This window comes from Amycolatopsis samaneae (genome assembly GCF_039541975.1).
In the GTDB taxonomy this organism is placed as follows: domain Bacteria; phylum Actinomycetota; class Actinomycetes; order Mycobacteriales; family Pseudonocardiaceae; genus Amycolatopsis; species Amycolatopsis samaneae.
Genome location: NZ_BAABHG010000014.1, coordinates 66,676 through 85,576 on the forward strand (window position 1 = coordinate 66,676; position 18,901 = coordinate 85,576).

The following is an 18,901-nucleotide window of genomic DNA, read 5'->3' on the forward strand; positions in this document are numbered from 1 at the left end:
CCCGCAGGACATGCCGGGCTCGTCGCGGGGTCATGCACCCAATGTGGCATTCGGCGCGTTCCACGCACCCAATGTGGCGTTCGGTGCGTTGAGCGCACCCAATGCCACATTGGGGCGCTCGTCCACGTCGGATCAGGGCCCGTCGACGCCGGGGCGCCAGCTCTCCGGCACGCCGCTCTCGGTCAGCACCGGCTGCCATTCGGCGAAGCCCTCCGGAGCGTCGGAGTGCCAGGGGAAGTGCCCCTCCGGGGTCGCGACGATCAGTTGCAGCGCCGGGAAGTCGCCGTCGGGGTAGACGAGGAACGCGCTCCCGAAGTACTCCGGGTAGTGGCCCTTGGCGACGCGCTCGAACACCACCGGGACGCCCTCGAAGAAGTCCTCGTAGGTCTTGCCGACCTCGAAGATCTCCCCGGCGGCCGAACGGTCCACATAGGCGTCGAGGAGCACGGGCGCCATCTGCTCCGGCAACCCGACCACGACGGCCTCGGGAACGTTGTGGAGCGCCCACGCGCACGCGGTGAAGCAGTAGCCGGAACCCTTGTCGTCACTGGGAACCGCGATGACGGCGTTGCCTCTCTCCTTCGCCTGGGACTCGATCCACGTGATCAGTTCCTGGTCCGCGGCGGTGAGGGCTGGTGTCGTCACGGCGCACATTCTGCCGTACGACGGCGTCCTCGGACAGAGCACACGCCCGGAAATCTCCGAACCTGTCAAGGATTCCGGCTACACAACGGAAAAACCGTCAGCCGACTTCGGCGAGCACCTCGTCGGAGACGTGGAATGCGGCACAGTGCGTAAACGTTCCGGCCGCGCCCCACATCATCAACCGACCTCCGCCAGCACCTCGTCGGAAACGTCGAAGTTGGCGTACACGTTCTGGACGTCGTCGCAGTCTTCGAGCGCGTCGATCAGCTTGAAGACCTTCTTCGCGCCGTCGGCGTCCAGCGGCACGCTGACCGAGGGCAGGAAGGTCAGTTCGGCCGAGTCGTACTCGAAGTTGTTTTCCTGCAACGCCTTCCGGACCGGCACGAGATCGGTGGCCTCGCTGACGATCTCGAAGTTCTCGTCGAGGTCGTTGACCTCCTCGGCGCCCGCGTCGAGCACCGCCATCAGGACGTCGTCCTCGGTGGCCTCGCCCTTGGGCATGATCACCACGCCCTTGCGGTTGAACATGTAGGACACCGAGCCGGGGTCGGCGAGCGAACCGTTGTTGCGGGTCAGCGCGGTGCGGACCTCCATCGCGGCCCGGTTCTTGTTGTCGGTGAGGCACTCGATCAGGACCGCGACGCCGTTCGGGCCGTAGCCCTCGTAGGTGATGGTCTGCCAGTCGGCACCACCAGCCTCTTCACCCGCGCCGCGCTTGCGCGCGCGCTCGATGTTGTCCTGCGGGACGGAGTTCTTCTTCGCCTTCTGGATGGCGTCGTAGAGCGTGGGGTTGCCGTCCGGGTCACCACCACCGGTGCCGGTCCGCGCGGCCACCTCGATGTTCTTGATCAACCGCGCGAAGAGCTTGCCGCGCTTCGCGTCGAGGTTGGCCTTCTTGTGCTTCGTGGTGGCCCACTTGGAGTGGCCGCTCATCTCTCCTCCATCTGTGTCGCGCCCGCCGGGTGCCTTCCGGTGGGCACCGCGTCCCTGCTCAGGCTTTTCGCACGAGGTCCACGAACAGCCGGTGCACCCGTTCGTCCCCGGTGACCTCCGGGTGGAACGCGGTCGCCAGCACCGCCCCCTGCCGAACCGCGACGATCCTAGCGACCGTGCCCGGTTCTCCGGGGACCTCGGCCAGCACGTCGACACCGTCACCCGCTTTTTCCACCCACGGGGCGCGGATGAACACCGCGTGCACCGGCGGCCCCGCGATCCCGGCGAAGTCGAGGTCGGCCTCGAACGAGTCGACCTGCCTGCCGAACGCGTTGCGCCGCACGACGACGTCGAGGCCGCCGAGCTGCTGCTGGTCGGGACGCCCGTCCAGCGCCTGGCGCGCGAGCAGGATCATCCCCGCGCACGAGCCGAACGCGGGCATCCCGGCGGCGATCCGTTCCCGCAGCGGTTCGAGCAGCTCGAAGCTCTCCAGCAGCCGCGACATCGTGGTCGACTCGCCGCCGGGGAGCACCAGACCGTCCACCACGGACAGTTCGGCGGGGCGCCGGACGGGCGTGGCCCGTGCCCCGGCGTGTTCGAGCATCGCGACGTGCTCCCGCACGTCGCCCTGCAGCGCGAGCACGCCGATGTTCGGCGTCGCCCCGGACGTGATCGCCACCCGACCTCCCGAAAAGACCTTCGTACCAGCTTAGGCGGCCTCCGGGCGGGCGCGAACGGCAGGTCAGGGCACCCCGGCCAGCCGCAGCAGCGCGGCGGTGGCCGCGGCCGCGACCACCACGACGACGAACGGCGCCTTCCGCCAGGCGAGGACTCCCCCGACCAGTACCCCGGCGGGGCGGGCGAACCCGGCGAACCCGTGTCCTTCCACGAACGTGCTGGTCGCCACGAGCGCCGCGAGCAGGACGACCGCGGCCAGTGTCATCAGCCGTTCGGCCCTCGGTGACAGCTTCACCCTGGTCTTCAGAAGCGGACCGGCGAACCGGAAGGCGAAGGTACCCGCGGCGAGGATCCCCGTCGCGACCAGCAGTTCCATCCCGTCCATCAGCGCGCCTCCGCCAGGTCTCGTCGCCGCTCGCCCGGCTCCTTCGCGGCGAGCCCGGCCAGCACGCCGACCAGCGCGAGCAGCACCGGGAGCCCGGCGGGCAGGAACGGCGTCGTCGCCAAGGCCACCACGACGCCGAGAAGCACCGGGAGCCGCGCCGCGCGGTCCTTCAGCGACGGCAGGACCAGCGCGAGCAGGACCGCGGGGAACGCGGCGTCCAGGCCGAACACGGCGGTGTCGCTGATCGCCGTCCCGGCGAACGCTCCCGCCAGCACTCCGAGGTTCCAGCAGACGAACAGCCCGATCCCGCAGGCCCAGTAGGCCGCGCGCCTGCGGTGCGCGTCCTTCTGGGCGAGCGCGAAGGCGACCGACTCGTCGATCATCAGGTGACTGCCCGCGATCCGGGCCGTCCAGCGCGTGCCCAGCGCGTCGCCCACGGCGAAGCCGAACGGCACGTGCCGCGCGTTGACCAGCAGTCCGGCGACGACCGCTGCCAGGGGATTGCCACCGGAGGCCACGATCCCGACGAACATGAACTGGGACGCGCCCGCGAAGACGAGCAGGGACAGCAGCATCGGCATCCAGAGCGGGAAGCCGGAGCTCACCGCGATGGCGCCGTAGGAGACCCCCACGAGACAATCGGCGAGACAGACCAGCCCGATGTCCCGTGCGAGGTCCCGATCGAGAGTTCGCCAAATCGAACGCATAGCACCATATACTGAACAACGGATCCGCTGTTCGTCAAGACGAACAGCAAGACTGATGGAGCGAACACACATGCCGCAGGACAGCGCGCCCCACGGCGGCGCACCGCTGGAGCTGATCGCCGCGTCGCTGCGCCGCGAACGCACCCGCGCCGGCCTGTCCCTTACCGAGGTCGCCCGCCGCGCCGGGCTCGCCAAGTCCACGCTCTCGCAACTCGAATCGGGCACCGGGAACCCCAGCGTGGAGACGCTCTGGGCGCTCGGGGTGGCACTCGACGTCCCGTTCTCCCGGCTGGTCGAACCGGACCGCCCGCGTGTCCGCGTCATCCGGGCGGGCAAGGGGCCCACGGTGTTCGCCGAACACGCCGACTACGCGTGCACCCTGCTCAGCGCCTGCCCGACCGCGGCCCGCCGCGACGTGTACCTCGTCCGCGCCGAGCCGGGTTCGCCGCGCCGGTCCGACCCGCACATGACCGGCGTCGTCGAGCACACCGTGCTGTGCGCCGGGCGGGCCAGGGTCGGCGTCCTGGACGACCCGGTCGAACTGCTGCCGGGCGACTACATCTGCTATCCCGCCGACGTGCCGCACATCTTCGAAGCCCTCGAGCCCGGCACCTACGCCGTCGAGATCTCCGAATACAACTGAGGTGCGCCCGTCTGTCGTCTCCTGACCCCCAAGGAAGGTGGACCACCGCATGAACGACGCGCGGCACGCAGGACTGAACCGGCGCCGGTTCCTGGGCGGGGCGGCGGCCGCCGCCGTCGCGGCGGGCCTGACCCCCGGCCACGCGGCCGCCATTCCGGCACCGACCCCGCCCGATCTCGCTCGCTGGCGCGGGCAGGCGGCGCGGGTGAGGATCACCCGCGACGACTGGGGAATCCCGCACGTCGAGGGCAGGACCGATGCCGACGCGGTGTTCGGGATGATGTACGCCCAGGCCGAGGACGACTTCGCCCGGATCGAGACCAACTATCTGACCAGCCTCGGCCGGCTCGCCGAGGCGAACGGCGAGAGCGCGATCTGGCAGGACCTGCGTCAGCGGCTGTTCGTCGATCCCCAGGTACTGAAGCGCGATCTCCATCCACGGTGCCCGGCCTGGTTGCGCAGGCTGACGGAGGCCTGGGCGGACGGGCTGAACTACTACCTCGCCACGCACCCCGAGGTGCGTCCGCTCGTGCTCACGCGGTTCGAGCCGTGGATGGCGCTGAGCTTCACCGAAGGCAGCATCGGCGGTGACATCACGCGTGCGCCGCTCCCCCGGCTCCGGGCTTTCTACGACAGCCAACCGGCCGCGCGCGGGGACGAGGAGCCGGTGCCGCCGCGCGAGCCCACGGGTTCGAACGGCATCGCGATCGCGCCGGACCGCACGCGGGACGGCCACGCGCTGCTGCTGATCAACCCGCACACCACCTTCTACTTCCGCTCGGAACAACAGGTGACCAGCGGCGAGGGGCTCAACGCCTACGGCGCGGCCACCTGGGGACAGTTCTTCCTCTACCAGGGCTTCAACGCGAACGCGGGCTGGATGCACACCTCGACCGGCGCCGACAACGTCGACGAGTTCGCCGAGACGATCGTGCGGGCGGCGGACGGCCGCCTTCGCTACCGGTACGGCACCGAACTGCGGCCGGTGACGACGAAGACGATCACCTTGGGCTATCGCACGCCGGACGGCGGACAGGCTCAACGCCGCTTCACCACCTTCGCCACGCATCACGGCCCGATCGTGGGCGAGGCGGACGGCAAGTGGATCGCGTTCGCGTTGATGAACAAACCCGTCGAAGCGCTGCAGCAGAGCTACCTGCGCACCAAGGCCCGGGACTACCGGGAGTACCTCCGGGTGGCGGAATTCAAGGCCAACAGCTCCAACAACACGATCTTCGCGGACTCGAAGGGCGACATCGCCTTCCTCATGCCGCAGTTCATGCCGATCCGCGACGATCGCTTCGACTACACGAAGCCCGTCGACGGCAGTGATCCGGCGACCGACTGGCAAGGACTGCACAGCCTGGAGGACCTGCCGCAGGCGGTGAATCCGGAGCAGGGCTGGGTGTTCAACTCGAACAACTGGCCATGGACCTGCGCCGGCCAGGACAGCCCCCGAGCCACCGACTATCCGCGGTATTTCGACCAGGCCGGTGAGACCGAACGCGGACCGCACGCCGCTCGGCTGCTGACCACGCGGCACGTGTTCACCCCCCAGGTGCTGCGCGACATCGCCTTCGATCCCCACCTCCCGGCCTTCGCCCCTGACGCGGGCGACGGGGAGCCGGTGAGCGGGCTCGTCCCGCGCCTGGTCGAGGCGTGGCACAACCTGCCGGGGAACGACCCGCGGAAAGCGAAGCTCGCCGGACCGATCGGACTGCTGCGGGGCTGGGACCATCGCTGGGGCACGGACTCGACCGCGACTTCGCTGGCCGTGTTCTGGGCCGAGGGGCCACGCGACACCGACGAGCAGCGGCTCGCCTCGCTCGAGACGGCGGTGGAACGGCTCACGCGCGATTTCGGCGGCTGGCGAGTGCCCTGGGGAGAGATTAACCGCTTTCAGCGCCTCGACGACGCGATCGACCAGAGATTCGACGACGCGAAGCCGAGCACCCCGGTGCCGTTCGCCTCCGGGACGTGGGGGTCCCTCGCCTCGTTCGGGGCGAAGCGGCAGCCGGAACCGTCCGGTGGCACGACGAAGCGCTTCTACGGCACCAGCGGCAACACCTTCGTGGCGGTCGTGGAATTCGGGCCGAAACTGCGTGCCAGAGCGGTGCGGGAGGGAGGCGCGAGCGGACATCCGGACTCGCCGCACTTCGCGGACCAGGTCGAACGCTACGCGAGCGGCAACCTCCGGCCCGTTTATTTCCACCCCGGCGACCTCGACGGCCACATCGAGCGGAGCTATCACCCCGGCGAATGAACCCGGCCGGGCCGAGCACGCGGAAGAGGCCCCGTGAACAGACGTTCACGGGGCCTCCCGATCGACCGAAGTGTTTTACCAGCCGCGCTCGGCGAGCCGGTGCGGCTCGGGAACGTCCTCGACGTTGATGCCGACCATCGCCTCACCGAGGCCACGCGAAACCTTCGCGATGACGTCCGGGTCGTCGTGGAAGGTCGTCGCCTTCACGATCGCCTCGGCCCGCTGCGCCGGGTTCCCCGACTTGAAGATGCCGGAGCCGACGAACACGCCCTCGGCGCCCAGCTGCATCATCATCGCCGCGTCGGCCGGGGTCGCGATCCCGCCCGCGGTGAACAGCACCACCGGCAGCTTGCCCTTCTCCGCGACCTCCTTGACCAGCTCGTACGGCGCCTGGAGCTCCTTGGCCGCGACGTAGAGCTCGTCCTCGGGCAGCGAGGACAGCTTCCGGATCTCCGCGCGGATCTGGCGCATGTGCGTCGTCGCGTTGGAGACGTCGCCGGTGCCGGCCTCCCCCTTCGAACGGATCATCGCCGCGCCCTCGGTGATCCGGCGCAGGGCCTCGCCCAGGTTCGTCGCCCCGCACACGAAGGGCACGGTGAACGCCCACTTGTCGATGTGGTTCGCGTAGTCCGCCGGGGTGAGCACCTCGGACTCGTCGATGTAGTCGACGCCCAGCGACTGGAGCACCCGCGCCTCGACGAAGTGGCCGATCCTGGCCTTCGCCATGACCGGGATCGAGACCGTTTCGATGATGCCGTCGATCAGGTCGGGGTCGCTCATCCGCGCGACGCCGCCCTGTGCGCGGATGTCCGCGGGCACGCGTTCGAGCGCCATCACCGCGACCGCGCCGGCGTCCTCGGCGATCTTCGCCTGCTCGGCGGTGACGACATCCATGATGACGCCGCCCTTGAGCATCTCCGCCATCCCGCGCTTCACCTTGGCGGTCCCCTTCGCGGACTGGACTGCGGGCGGGACGGCTGGGGTGGACTGAGCTTCAGACACGGCTGGACCTTTCGGGGAACGCTGCGGTTACCCCTCGAGCGTAAGCCGATTGTGGACCGCCGAAGCAGGCCAGTAGGCCACTATCTGGCCAGTCCACTTCGGGTCAGTCCAGGCCCTGTGGGAAGGCGAAGACGCGGTCCGGGTCGTACCGGCGCGCGAGGGCGCGCAGCCGGGGCAGGCTCCGGCCGTAGTAGGCGTTCGCCCAGTCGGGCATCTCCGGGTCGAGGTAGTTGACGTACCCCGTGGTGCCGACGTCCTCCCCCAGGCCGTCGCGTACCAGGCCCACCGCGCGCCGCGCCGCGGCCTTCCCGCCGGGCCCCGGCGCCACGTCGCGCAGGACCTGGATGCTCGCCAGCGCGTCCCGGTGCGCGAACGCCGACTCCCCCGGCCCCACTTCCGCGATCGCCCCGCCGAACCCGTCGATGATCGTGTAGAGGGCAGGATCGCTGGTCAGCAGCCGCGCGACCTCGCCGGGATCGGTGAACGGCCGCCGCAGCATCCGCGACGCCGCCACGTAGGTACCCCGCCCGATCGCCCCGCCCCCGCCGTTCCACGACGGCGCGCACGCGGACCCGGCGAGATCGGCGCATCCGGCGTAGTAGGTCATGGTCGCCAGGTAGTCACGCTCGGCCTCGGTACGCTCCAGCGGTTCGGCGCCCATGCGGCGGACCAGGTCGTCCACCATCGGGCGGAGCCGCTCGACCGGCCCGGCGAAACAGCCACCGGTGACGATCCGGCCGTCGCCGTGCAGCCCGCAGTTCGTCCACAGTTCGTCCGGCATCCCGTGCTGCCACCGCGGCCAGATGTCGAGCAGCGTGGCCATCGAGGCGGGCGGGAACTTCAGCTCGAACGTGCTCAGGCGCGGGGCCCGCGCCGTGCCGAAGGTGAACGAGGTGACGATGCCGAAGTTCCCGCCGCCGCCTCCGCGCAGCGCCCACAGCAGATCGGGTTCCGACTCCGCGGACACGGTGCGCGCCCGTCCGTCCGCGGTGACCAGCCGCGCCGATTCGAGGTGATCACAGGTGAGCCCGTATTTCCTTGCCACGACGCCGATCCCGCCGCCCAGCGTGAGCCCGCCGATCCCGACCGCCGCGCAGGTCCCGCCGGGCAGCAGCCGCCCGGCGCGGCCGAGCGTCGCGTAGATCGGGCCCAGCCGGGCACCGGCACCGATCTCCGCCCGCCCGTACCCGCGTACCCGCACCGTGTCCATCCGGCTCAGGTCCACCACGAGCCCGTTGTCCACAGTGGAGTATCCGACGTAGCCGTGCCCGCCGCTGCGCGCGGAAACCGGGAGCCCGCACTCCGCGGCGAACTCGACACAGGCCTGGACGTCCTCGACGCGCAGGCACCGCGCCACCGCGGCGGGCCGTCGGTCGTAGAGCGTCATGAATCCCTGACGGGCGACGTCGTACCCCGCCTCGCCGGGCCGGATCAACGGGCCGGACAACCGTCGGCGAAGCCGTTCCCAGCGATCGTGCCCCGGCCATCCGTCCTTCGTCACCATCGCGGCCGGGACCCCACCTGCCGCGATGAGAAAGGTTCGCCTGGTGAGCGCCATCGCTTCCCCCAACCCCGAGAGCCCCGTCGCCACGGTTCACGAGCGCCCCTCAGCATATCGGGCGAAGTGGGCATTCGGCTGGTCCCGGGCGTCCCGCCTTGCCGCGACCAGCGTCGCGGGTGTGTGATCGAGGACACACCTCAAGTGAAGAGCCGTCCGGTGAGGAGGCCGTCATGGCCGAAAAGCAGAGCAGGAACCCCGATTCCGGGGCCGCCGTCGCTGTGGACGATCCCGCGAAGGTCCGCAACGTCGTGCTCGTCGGGCCGTCCGGTTCCGGGAAGACCACGCTCACCGAAGCCCTGCTCGCCGCGTCCGGCACCGTGTCGAGGGCCGGTTCGGTCGTCGAGGGCACCACGGTGTGCGATCACGATCCCGCGGCGGTGCGCCAGCAGCGTTCGGTCGGGTTGTCGGTGGCCCCGGTGCTGCACGACGGGTACAAGATCAACCTGATCGACACGCCGGGCTACGCGGACTTCGTCGGGGAACTGCGCGCCGGGCTCCGCGCGGCCGACGCGGCCCTGTTCGTGGTGTGCGCCGCGGAGGGCGTCGACGCGGCCACGATCGCGGTGTGGGACGAGTGCGCCGCCGTCGGGATGCCCCGCGCGGTCGTCGTCTCCCGGCTCGACCACCACCGCGCCGACCCGGCCGCCGAGATCGCCGCGTGCCAGGCCGCGTTCGGGGCGGGGGTGCTCCCGCTCTACCTGCCCGCGGGCGACGGACTCGTCGGCCTGATCACCCAGCGGTACTTCGACTACTCGGCGGGGCACCCGCCCCGGGTCGGCGAGCCCGACCCCGCCGACCTGGCCAGGATGGAGCAGGCGCGCAACGAGCTGATCGAGGGCGTCATCGCCGAGAGCGAGGACGAAACCCTGATGGACCGGTACCTCGCCGGCGAGGAGATCGCCGAGGACACCCTCATCGCCGATCTGGAGACCGCGGTCGCGCGCGGCACGTTCCACCCGGTGATCCCGGTGTGCGCGCAGACCGGCGTCGGGCTGGCCGAGATCCTCGACGGGATCGTCCGCGCGTTCCCCTCCCCGCTGGAGCACGCGCCGCCCGACGTCACCTCGCCCGACGGCGCGCCGCACACCGATCTGAAGGCCGACCCCGACGGTCCGCTGGCCGCCGAGGTGGTGCGGACCGCGGTCGACTCCTACGTCGGCCGGGTGTCGCTGGTGCGGGTGTTCTCCGGGACGCTGCGCCCGGAACGGCCGGTGCACGTCTCCGGACACGGGCTCGCCGAACGCGGCCACGAGGACCACGACGCCGACGAACGTGTCGCGCACCTCTACTCCCCGCTCGGCGCGAACCTGCGCGAGGTCCCGTACTGCGTGGCGGGCGACCTCTGCGCGCTGACGAAGGTCGGCTCGGCCGAAACCGGCGACACCGTGTCGTATCCCGACGAGCCCCTGCTGATGCGGCCGTGGACGATGCCCGAACCACTGCTGCCGGTCGCCGTGGTGGCGAAGACCCGCAGTGACGAGGACACCTTGGCGCGCAACCTTTCCCGGCTCGTCGCGGGCGACCCGACGCTGCGGCTGGACCGCAACGCGGAGACCGGCCAGCTGGTGCTGTGGTGCATGGGCGAGGCACACGCCGACGTCGTGCTCTCGCGGCTGCGGGCCGGTGGCGCCGAGGTCGACACCGAACCGGTGAAGATCAGCCTCCGCTCGACGTTCGCGAAACCCGCCAAAGGCCACGGCAGGCATGTGAAGCAGTCGGGCGGGCACGGGCAGTTCGCGGTGTGCGACATCGAGGTCGAACCGCTGCCGAGGGGCGGCGGGTTCGAGTTCGTCGACCGGGTGGTCGGCGGCGCGGTGCCGCACCAGTTCATCCCGAGCGTGGAGAAGGGCGTGCGCGCGCAGCTGCAACGCGGGCTCGTCGACGGGCATCCGGTGATCGACGTCCGGGTGACGCTCGTCGACGGCAAGGCGCACAGCGTCGACTCCTCCGACGCCGCGTTCCAGACCGCGGGCGCGCTCGCCCTGCGCGAAGCGGCCGCGTCCGGGCACGTCACACTGCTCGAACCCCTCGAAGAGGTCGCCATCCAGGTCCCGGACGACCACCTCGGGACGGTGCTCGGCGATCTCTCGGCCCGGCGTGGCCGGGTGCTCGGGACGGAGTCCGGGCAGGGCGGCCGCACGCTCGTCAGGGCCGAGGTGCCCGCGGCGGAACTGCTGCGCTACGCGATCGACCTGCGCTCGATGACCTCGGGCACGGCGACGTTCACCCGACGCCACGCCCGGTTCGAGCCGATGCCGGAGGGGGTCGCCGCCCGGTAGCGCGCGATCACGGGAACGCGAACCCGCCGGGGCGGCCGGTCCGGTCGGCGATCAGCCCGGCGATCGTCGCGATCGCGATCTCCGGCGGGGTTCGCGACCCGATGTTGAGCCCGACCGGCCGGTGCACGCGCGCGATGTCGGCGTCGTGCACACCGAGCGTCTTCAGCGCGGCCACGTGCGGGCCGGGGTGGCGTGGATTGCCGAGCACACCGATCCAGCGGGCGTGGCCGGCCAGCGCCGCCTGGAGCGCCGGACCCAGCTCCGGCCGGTGGTGATCGGTGACGACGACGTCGGCGCTGCCGTCGAGTTCGGGCATCGACGTACGGATGTCGAATCCGTCCGGCACGTCGGTCGCGCGCGCCGCGTCGGGTTCGTACAGCACGACGTCGTACCCGACGTCGCGCGCGTACCCGAGCAGATGACGCGCCACCGGCGAAGCGAACACCGCGACCAGCGTCCGCTTTTCCCGCTCCGCCTCCGCCTTCCCCTGCGCGACTTCACACGCCTCCGGTCCAGTCATGCGCCCCAGTCTCCGCCCGATCACGTGAGATCTCCATCCAGACACGGGAAATCTCCGTTCGCGCACGTGACCCGTTTCGGAGATCTCGTGTGATCAGCCCGCGTTCTCGCGTGATCAGACGGAGATCTCGCGTGATCAGAGGTCGGGTTCGGCGATTTCGAAGTATTCGGGGAGGGGGGCCGTGCCGGCGAGGCCGAAGTAGCGGACCTTCCGGCGGCGGCGCAACGTCAGGGTGTCGCGGACGGCGTCGTTGTGGACGCGGCGGGCGATCACGACCCGGTGTTCGGCGTCGGTCAGTTCCGCGGCCAGCGGGGCGGGCAGCCGGTCCCGGCCGACCCGCGCGAGCCGCAGCGTCAGCTCGTTCTCCTCGGCCTCCCGGTCCGGCCGCGCGGCCGCCTCGGCCCGTTCGGCCGCGGCACGCAGCTCGTCCTCGCCGAGGACGGCGGCGGCCGCGCGGGCGACCACCGCCCGGCGGGCCAGCGCGGCGTCGAGCGCCGCCCAGCCCGCGTCGGTGCGCACGTGCAGCCGGTCGAGCCGGTTCGCGGTCGCGAGGAGGAACAGCCCGCCCAGCACGACGATCGCCGCCACCGCGGGCAGCAGCCAGCCCAGCACGCTCACCGCGCGGGCTCCCGGTCCGGGGCGCCGACCCGGCGCGGGTCGGCCGCGACCGCGGTCTCGTAGACCCGCAGCACCTGGGTGACGACCACCGGCCAGTCGTACATCGTGACCCGCTCCCCCGCGGCCGCCGCGAGCGAGGCCCGGCGCGCCGGGTCGCCGAGCAGTTCCCGCAGTCCGTCGGCGAGTGCCGCGGCGTCACCGGTCTCGACGAGCATCCCGGCCTTCCCGTCGTCGAGCACCCGCCGGAACGAGTCGAGCCCGCTGGCGAGCACCGGCGTCCCGGCGGCCATCGCCTCGGTGAGGATCATGCCGAAGCTCTCGCCACCGGTGTTCGGCGCGCAGTAGACGTCGACGCTGCGCAGCGCGCGGGCCTTCGTCAGATCGTCGGCCTGGCCCAGCAGTTCCAGACGCGGCGCCAGTTCGGGGCCCGCCTCGCGGCGCAGCTGCTCCGGGTCGCCCCTGCCTACCACGAGCAGCCGCAGGTCCTCGAACTCGCCCAGCAGCATCCGCGACGCCGCGAGCAGCACGCCCATCCCCTTGCGCGGCTCGGTGAACCGGCCGACGAACCCGACGGTGCCGCCCGCCCTCGGGTATCCCGCCAGCGGGGCGGCCCGCGCGAAGAACCCGGCGTCGACGCCGTTCGGGATCTCCACCGCGTCGCCGCCCGCGTGCTCCACCTGGACCCGCCGGGCGAGCGCGGACACCGCGATCCGCGCGGTGATCTTCTCCAGCAGCGGGCGCAGCACCGGCTGGAACGCGGCGAGGGTGCGGGAACGCGGGGTCGCCGTGTGGAAGGTGGCCACGATCGGCCCGTCGGCGACCATCAGCGCCAGCAGGGAAAGGCTGGGGGCCGCGGGTTCGTGCAGGTGCAGCACGTCGAAGTCGTTCTCCCGCAGCCAGCGCCGCACCCGCGCGTAGGACACCGGGCCGAACTGCAGCCGCGCGACCGATCCGTTGTACGGGATGCCGAGCGCCTTCCCCGCGGGACAGACGAAGTCCGGCAGCTCGGCGTCCTCGTCGGCGGGCGCGAGCACCGACACCCGGTGGCCCCTGGCGATCAGCGCCTTGGCCAGGTCGAGCACGTGCCCCTGCACCCCGCCCGGGACGTCGAAGGAGTAGGGGCACACGATGCCGATGTTCAGCACGCGCGCCGTCGGGGAGTCCATGTCAGCTCGCTTCGCTGACGCTGAGCTGCCCGGCCTCGAAGTCGGCGGGCCAGAACTTCTGCAGCATGTGCCAGTCCGCCGGGTGCGCCGCGATGTCGGCGGCGAAGATGTCCGCGAGCGCCTGGGTCGCCGCCGGCACCTCGGCCCGGTTGGTCACCCGGATCCGCGGGTGCACCCGTACCTCCCAGCCGTCCTCGGTGAACCAGCAGCCGACCGGGACCAGTGCCGCCCCGGTGGTCGCGGCGAGCCGGGCCGGACCGGCGGGCAGGCTCGCGCGCTCGCCGAAGAACGACACCGGGATCCCGCTGCCGGTGAGGTCCCTGTCCCCGACCAGGCAGATGATCTTGTTCTCGCGCAGCCGGGCGAGCAGCACCCGCATGCTCGAACTGTCCCCCGACAGCGGCACGATCTCGAATCCGAGCGATTCGCGGAAGGCCACGAACCTCCGGTACAGCGACTCGGGTTTCAGCCGCTCGACGACCGTGGTGAACCCGCCGCCGTAGTCGGCGAGCCAGACCCCGGCGGCGTCCCAGTTCCCGGTGTGCGGCAGCGCCAGCACCACGCCGTTGCCCTCGGCGAGCGCGGCGTCGATGTTCTCGGCCCCGGTCAGGGAGACCCCGCGGACGATCTCCTTGGGGTCCATCGAGGGCATCCGGAACGTCTCCAGCCAGTAGCGCGCGTACGACCGCATCGCCCGGCGGGTCAGCTCGTCGAGTTCCTTGCCGTCCGCCTGCGGCACCACGCGCTGGAGGTTGCGCCGCAGCTGCCGGACGCCGCCACCGTCGCGCCGTACCGCCAGATCCGCGCCGAGCGAGAACAGCGCGGACCCGAGCGACCGCGGCATCCAGCCCGACAGCCGCCAGGCCGCCGTGTAGCCGAAGGAACTCAGCCGCTCGGACAGCGTCGTCATGGTCGCGCTCCTCCCGGCCCCGCCGCCCGCGCGGCGGCGGCCACCGCGGCGGCCCGTTGCACGAGGGTCACCACCGACAGGACGGCCAGCAGCCACAGCGACACCTCGACCGCGTACGGCACGCCGAACCCCTGCAGGCCGGTGCCGACCAGTGCGATGATCAGCCGCTCCGCCCGTTCGACCAGCCCGCCGTCGGCTTCGAGGCCGGACGCCTCGGCGCGGGCCTTGACGTAGGAGATGACCTGCGCGAGGACGAGGCAGATCAGCGCCGCGGCCGCGGCGCGCTCGTTCCCGGCGCGGACGAAGCACCACCAGGCGATCGCGGCGAAGAGCGCCCCGTCGACCAGCCGGTCGCAGGTGGCGTCCAGCACCGCGCCGAACGGGGTCCCGTAGCCGCGGGCCCTGGCCATCGCGCCGTCGAGCAGGTCCAGCATGGCGAAGCCCCACACCGTGAACGTGCCCCACAGCAGCATGTCGCCGGGGAAGAACACCAGCGCGCACACCATCGCGCAGGCGGTGCCCGCGACCGTCATGGCGTTCGGGGTCAGCCCGGCCCGGACCAGCGCCCTGCCGATCGGATCGGTGACGCGGGAAACGGACGTACGCGCGAAGATGTTGAGCATCGTTCTCTGATTGCACCTGGCTGCCGGTTCGGGTGGGCGTGGAAAGCCTATCGACACCGCCCGGCGCCGCCCGCGTACCCGTCCCCCGACCCGCCGGGGCTAGCCGGATTTCGGCAGTTCGACGACCTCGCCCGCGTACTCGGCGGCCTCCTCGGCCGCCGCGGCCGCGGCGCAGCGCGGCGAAAGCTGCCGCCGGATCGCGGCGCTGATCTCGCCCAGCGTGGCCACCTGCTCCTCGGTCAGCGGGTCGAAGACACTCTCGCGGACCGCGCCGACGTGCCCGGGCGCCGCCTCCTCCAGCGCGGCGAACCCCTCCTTGGTCAGGACCGCCCACGCCCCGCGCTTGTCGGTCGGGCAGGACTCACGGCGCACCCAGCCGTTCGCTTCGAGCCGGGACACCGCGTGGGACAACCTGCTGCGTGACGAACGCCGCTTGTCGGCCAGTTCACTCATCCGCAGCCGGCGACCGGGGGCCTCCGACAGCGCGACCAGGACCTCGTAGTAGGTGTAGGGCATGCCCGAATCGTGCTGCAGCTGGCCTTCCAGGTGCGCCTGGAGCATCGCGATCGCCTGGCCGAACTCACGCCAGACCTGCTGCTCCCCCGCGGTGAGCCATCGAGTTTCGGACATGGCACCCATAGTACCTCTAGTTGAGGACTCAACCAGATATCGCTACACTTCGGTTGAGCGCTCAACCACACGAGCGTAACCCCGAAACCACCAGGAGAACTGATGAGCGCCACCACGGAGATCCCCGGCTACGTCGCCGCGAAGTGGACGATCGACACCGCCCACTCGAACATCGCCTACACCGTCAAGCACCTCGGGCTGGCGAAGTCGCGCGGCAACTTCACCGCGTTCACCGGCACCGTCGTGACCGCCGAGGACATCCTCGGCTCGTCGGTGACCGTCGAGATCGACGCCGCCTCGGTCGCCAGTGGCGTCGACGGCCGCGACGAGCACCTCAAGGCGGAGGACTTCTTCCACGTCGCCGAGCACCCGACCATCACCTTCACCTCGACCGGGATCCGCGCCGAGGGCGGCGACGACTACCTGCTCGACGGCGAGCTGACCTGGCGCGGCAAGACCGTCCCGGTGACGCTGCAGGCGGAGTTCAACGGCATCGGCGTCAACCCGGCGAACAACAACGCGACCACGCTGGGCGTGTCCGCCAGCGCGACGGTCAACCGCCGCGACTTCGGCATCGGCCCGGAGGGCAACGCCTTCCTCTCCGAGAAGGTCAAGATCGACATCGAGCTGCAGGCCTACCTCGAAGCCTGAGCACACCCCCAACCGCTAACGAGAAAACCCCAATGTGGCATTGGGTGCGTCCAGCGCACCCAATGTGGCGTTCGGTGCGTCCAGCGCACCGAACGCCACATTGGGGCGCATGACCCCGGGAACTACCAGGCGGCGGCGAGGAGATCCCGGGTCTGGCCGAGTAGTTGCGGAAGCACCTTCGTGTGCCCCACCACCGGCATGAAGTTCGCGTCGCCACCCCAGCGCGGCACCACGTGCTGGTGCAGATGCGCGGCGATCCCGGCCCCGGCGACGACACCCTGGTTCATCCCGATGTTGAACCCGTGCGCGGCGGAGACCGCGCGCACCACGCGCATCGCGTGCTGGGTGAACTCCGCGAACTCGCGGGTCTCCTCCGGGGTCAGGTCCGTGTAGTCCGGGATGTGCCGGTAGGGCACCACCATGAGGTGCCCGGGGTTGTACGGGTACAGGTTCAGCACCGCGTACACCAGTTCCCCGCGCGCCAGGATCAGCGCCGTCTCGTCGTCCTTGCCCGGCAGTGTGCAAAAAGGACAGCCCTCGTCGGCCTTCACACCACTTTGGACATACGCGAGCCGGTGCGGGGTCCACAGCCGCTGCAACGCGTCCGGGACCCCGACACCGTCCTGCGCGACGAGATCGGGGTCGTCCACCCCGCTCACCGAAGGATCGTCTCCAGCGCCTCGGCCGAGGGCGACACGTTCTCGCGGCGGGCGATCCAGCCGTCGATCGCCTCGATCGCGTCGGCCACCGGCACGCCGTTGACCTGGGTACCGTCGCGGAACCGGAACGACACCGCGCCCGCCTCCACGTCCTTCGCGCCGGCCAGCAGCATGAACGGCACCTTCTGCGTGGTGTGCGTCCGGATCTTCTTCTGCATCCGGTCGTCACTCGCGTCGGTCTGCACGCGGATTCCCTTGGCGCGCAGGGCTTTTTCCACACCCTGCAGATGCTCGACCTGGTCGGCGGTGATCGGGATGCCGACCACCTGCACCGGGGAGAGCCAGGCCGGGAACGCGCCCGCGTAGTGCTCGGTGAGCACGCCGAAGAACCGCTCGATCGAACCGAACAGCGCGCGGTGGATCATCACCGGCCGCTGCCGCGAACCGTCCGGCGCGGTGTACTCCAGCTCGAACCGCTTGTTCTGGTTGAAGTCCAGCTGGATGGTCGACATCTGCCAGGTGCGGCCGATCGCGTCCTTGGCCTGCACCGAGATCTTCGGGCCGTAGAACGCCGCGCCGCCCGGGTCCGGGACCAGTTCGAGACCCGAGTCGACCGCGGCCTGCCGCAGCGTCTCGGTGGCCTCCTCCCACTCCCAGTCCTCGCCGATGAACTTGTCCGAGTCACCGCGGGTGGACAGCTCCAGGTAGAAGTCCGACAACCCGTAGTCGGCCAGCAGGTCCAGCACGAACTTCAGCAGCGACCGCAGCTCGCCCGGCATCTGCTCCTTGGTGCAGTAGATGTGCGAGTCGTCCATGGTCAGCCCGCGCACCCGGGTCAGCCCGTGCACCACGCCCGACTTCTCGTAGCGGTAGACGGTGCCGAACTCGAACAGCCGCAACGGAAGTTCCCGGTACGACCGCCCGCGCGAGCGGAAGATCAGGTTGTGCATCGGGCAGTTCATGGCCTTGAGGTAGTAGTTCTCCTCGTCGAACTGCACCGGCGGGAACATGGTGTCCGCGTAGTAGGGCAGGTGGCCGGAGGTGTGGAACAGCTCGCCCTTGCTGATGTGCGGGGTGTTCACGAACTCGTAGCCGGCCTCCTCGTGGCGGCGGCGCGAGTAGTTCTCCAGCTCGCGGCGGATGACGCCGCCCTTGGGGTGGAACACCGGCAGCCCGGAGCCGATCTCCTCGGGGAAGGAGAACAGGTCAAGCTCGGCACCGAGCTTGCGGTGGTCGCGCCGTTCGGCCTCGGCGAGCCGCTCCAGATAGGCGTCCTGCGCCTCGGCCGACTCCCACGCGGTGCCGTAGATCCGTTGCAGCTGCGGGTTCTTCTCGCTCCCCCGCCAGTAGGCCGCGGCGACCCTGGTGAGTTTGAACGCCGGGATGAACTTCGTGGTCGGCACGTGCGGACCACGGCACAGGTCGGCCCAGACCTTCTCCTTGGTCCGCGGGTCGAGGTTGTCGTAGATGGTCAGCTCGCCCTCACCGACCTCCATCACCTCCGAAGTGTCCACTTCGGACTTGAGGTCGACGAGTTCGAGCTTGAACGGCTCGTCGGCGAGCTCCTTGCGCGCCTCGTCCACGGAGTCGAACACGCGCCGGGAGAACTGCTGGGCACCCTTGACGATCTGCTTCATGCGCTTTTCCAGCGCCTGCAGGTCCTCCGGGGTGAACGGGGTGTCGACGGCGAAGTCGTAGTAGAACCCGTCCTTCACCGGCGGGCCGATGCCGAGCTTCGCCGACGGGAACTGCTGCTGCACCGCCTGGGCGAGCACGTGCGCGGCCGAGTGCCGGATGACGCTGCGGCCGTCCTCGCTGCTCGCCGCGACCGGCTCGACCTCGGCGTCGGCTTCCGGCGCCCAGGACAGGTCGCGGAGCTTGCCCTCGGCGTCACGGACGACGACGACCGTGTCCGGCCCCTTGGTGGGCAGCCCCGCTTCACGGACCGCGGCCCCGGCCGTAGTGCCCGCCGGTACCACCACGCGCTGGGCGGGTACGACGGAAACTGGGGGCTGCTGGGACACGGTC

19 protein-coding genes are annotated in these 18,901 nt (G+C 70.8%); 4 read left to right on the plus strand and 15 right to left on the minus strand.

Annotated features, from left to right (window positions below):
* Positions 1-132: 132 nt before the first annotated feature.
* The 5 genes from ABD987_RS32205 to ABD987_RS32225 all read right to left on the minus strand — a co-directional run bounded on the left by ABD987_RS32205 (position 133) and on the right by ABD987_RS32225 (position 3,348).
* The gene (locus ABD987_RS32205; protein ID WP_345402674.1) at positions 133-654 is read right to left on the minus strand and encodes a DUF4262 domain-containing protein; all 522 of its coding nucleotides are present in this window, start codon (positions 652-654) and stop codon (positions 133-135) included.
* Positions 655-822: 168 nt separating this feature from the next.
* Positions 823-1,578, minus strand: a complete 756-nt coding sequence (locus ABD987_RS32210; protein WP_345402677.1) for a YebC/PmpR family DNA-binding transcriptional regulator — start codon at positions 1,576-1,578, stop codon at positions 823-825.
* Between the two features lie 58 nt (positions 1,579-1,636).
* The gene (pdxT, locus tag ABD987_RS32215; protein ID WP_345402680.1) at positions 1,637-2,257 is read right to left on the minus strand and encodes a pyridoxal 5'-phosphate synthase glutaminase subunit PdxT; all 621 of its coding nucleotides are present in this window, start codon (positions 2,255-2,257) and stop codon (positions 1,637-1,639) included.
* Between the two features lie 63 nt (positions 2,258-2,320).
* Complete coding sequence (locus ABD987_RS32220) at positions 2,321-2,641, minus strand: AzlD domain-containing protein (RefSeq protein WP_345402682.1); 321 nt, start codon at positions 2,639-2,641, stop codon at positions 2,321-2,323.
* Positions 2,641-3,348 carry an AzlC family ABC transporter permease gene (locus ABD987_RS32225; RefSeq protein ID WP_345402684.1) on the minus strand — a complete coding sequence of 236 codons (708 nt, stop codon included), beginning with the start codon at positions 3,346-3,348 and terminating at the stop codon, positions 2,641-2,643. The genes ABD987_RS32220 and ABD987_RS32225 overlap by 1 nt, the downstream gene beginning before the upstream one ends.
* A gap of 70 nt (positions 3,349-3,418) precedes the next feature.
* Between ABD987_RS32225 and ABD987_RS32230 the strand changes: the two genes are divergently transcribed.
* Positions 3,419-3,991, plus strand: a complete 573-nt coding sequence (locus ABD987_RS32230) for a helix-turn-helix domain-containing protein (RefSeq protein ID WP_345402687.1) — start codon at positions 3,419-3,421, stop codon at positions 3,989-3,991.
* Between the two features lie 49 nt (positions 3,992-4,040).
* Complete coding sequence (locus ABD987_RS32235; RefSeq protein WP_345402690.1) at positions 4,041-6,254, plus strand: penicillin acylase family protein; 2,214 nt, start codon at positions 4,041-4,043, stop codon at positions 6,252-6,254.
* Positions 6,255-6,329: 75 nt separating this feature from the next.
* Here ABD987_RS32235 and pdxS read toward each other — a convergent pair whose 3' ends face one another.
* Together pdxS and ABD987_RS32245 are read right to left on the minus strand one after the other, a co-directional pair.
* A complete protein-coding gene (pdxS, locus tag ABD987_RS32240; protein WP_345402693.1) occupies positions 6,330-7,256 on the minus strand; it encodes a pyridoxal 5'-phosphate synthase lyase subunit PdxS in 927 nt (308 codons plus the stop codon).
* Between the two features lie 103 nt (positions 7,257-7,359).
* On the minus strand, positions 7,360-8,760 hold the full coding sequence (locus ABD987_RS32245; RefSeq protein WP_345402696.1) for an FAD-binding oxidoreductase: 1,401 nt from the start codon (positions 8,758-8,760) through the stop codon (positions 7,360-7,362).
* Between the two features lie 227 nt (positions 8,761-8,987).
* Between ABD987_RS32245 and ABD987_RS32250 the strand changes: the two genes are divergently transcribed.
* On the plus strand, positions 8,988-11,096 hold the full coding sequence (locus tag ABD987_RS32250) for an elongation factor G-like protein EF-G2 (RefSeq protein ID WP_345402699.1): 2,109 nt from the start codon (positions 8,988-8,990) through the stop codon (positions 11,094-11,096).
* Positions 11,097-11,103: 7 nt separating this feature from the next.
* Here ABD987_RS32250 and ABD987_RS32255 read toward each other — a convergent pair whose 3' ends face one another.
* The 6 genes from ABD987_RS32255 to ABD987_RS32280 form a co-directional block, all read right to left on the minus strand.
* Complete coding sequence (locus ABD987_RS32255; protein ID WP_345402702.1) at positions 11,104-11,616, minus strand: XdhC family protein; 513 nt, start codon at positions 11,614-11,616, stop codon at positions 11,104-11,106.
* Positions 11,617-11,751: 135 nt separating this feature from the next.
* Entirely contained in the window at positions 11,752-12,234 is a 483-nt protein-coding gene (locus ABD987_RS32260; protein ID WP_345402705.1) for an NUDIX hydrolase, read from the minus strand.
* Positions 12,231-13,376 (minus strand): glycosyltransferase family 4 protein, encoded by a 1,146-nt coding sequence (locus tag ABD987_RS32265; protein ID WP_345403274.1) that lies wholly within the window; start codon positions 13,374-13,376, stop codon positions 12,231-12,233. The genes ABD987_RS32260 and ABD987_RS32265 overlap by 4 nt, the downstream gene beginning before the upstream one ends.
* A 25-nt stretch (positions 13,377-13,401) precedes the next feature.
* A complete protein-coding gene (locus ABD987_RS32270; protein WP_345402708.1) occupies positions 13,402-14,310 on the minus strand; it encodes a phosphatidylinositol mannoside acyltransferase in 909 nt (302 codons plus the stop codon).
* Positions 14,307-14,933, minus strand: coding sequence for a phosphatidylinositol phosphate synthase (gene pgsA, locus ABD987_RS32275; protein ID WP_345402711.1), 627 nt, complete (start codon positions 14,931-14,933; stop codon positions 14,307-14,309). The genes ABD987_RS32270 and pgsA overlap by 4 nt, the downstream gene beginning before the upstream one ends.
* 99 nt (positions 14,934-15,032) lie before the next feature.
* Complete coding sequence (locus ABD987_RS32280; RefSeq protein WP_345402714.1) at positions 15,033-15,563, minus strand: MarR family winged helix-turn-helix transcriptional regulator; 531 nt, start codon at positions 15,561-15,563, stop codon at positions 15,033-15,035.
* Positions 15,564-15,665: 102 nt separating this feature from the next.
* Here ABD987_RS32280 and ABD987_RS32285 point away from each other — a divergent pair, with 102 nt between their 5' ends.
* The gene (locus tag ABD987_RS32285) at positions 15,666-16,214 is read left to right on the plus strand and encodes a YceI family protein (RefSeq protein ID WP_345402717.1); all 549 of its coding nucleotides are present in this window, start codon (positions 15,666-15,668) and stop codon (positions 16,212-16,214) included.
* A 122-nt stretch (positions 16,215-16,336) separates the two neighbouring features.
* Here ABD987_RS32285 and ABD987_RS32290 read toward each other — a convergent pair whose 3' ends face one another.
* The gene (locus ABD987_RS32290; RefSeq protein ID WP_345402720.1) at positions 16,337-16,873 is read right to left on the minus strand and encodes an HIT family protein; all 537 of its coding nucleotides are present in this window, start codon (positions 16,871-16,873) and stop codon (positions 16,337-16,339) included.
* A complete protein-coding gene (gene thrS / locus ABD987_RS32295; RefSeq protein ID WP_345402723.1) occupies positions 16,870-18,897 on the minus strand; it encodes a threonine--tRNA ligase in 2,028 nt (675 codons plus the stop codon). The genes ABD987_RS32290 and thrS overlap by 4 nt, the downstream gene beginning before the upstream one ends.
* Positions 18,898-18,901 lie beyond the last annotated feature (4 nt).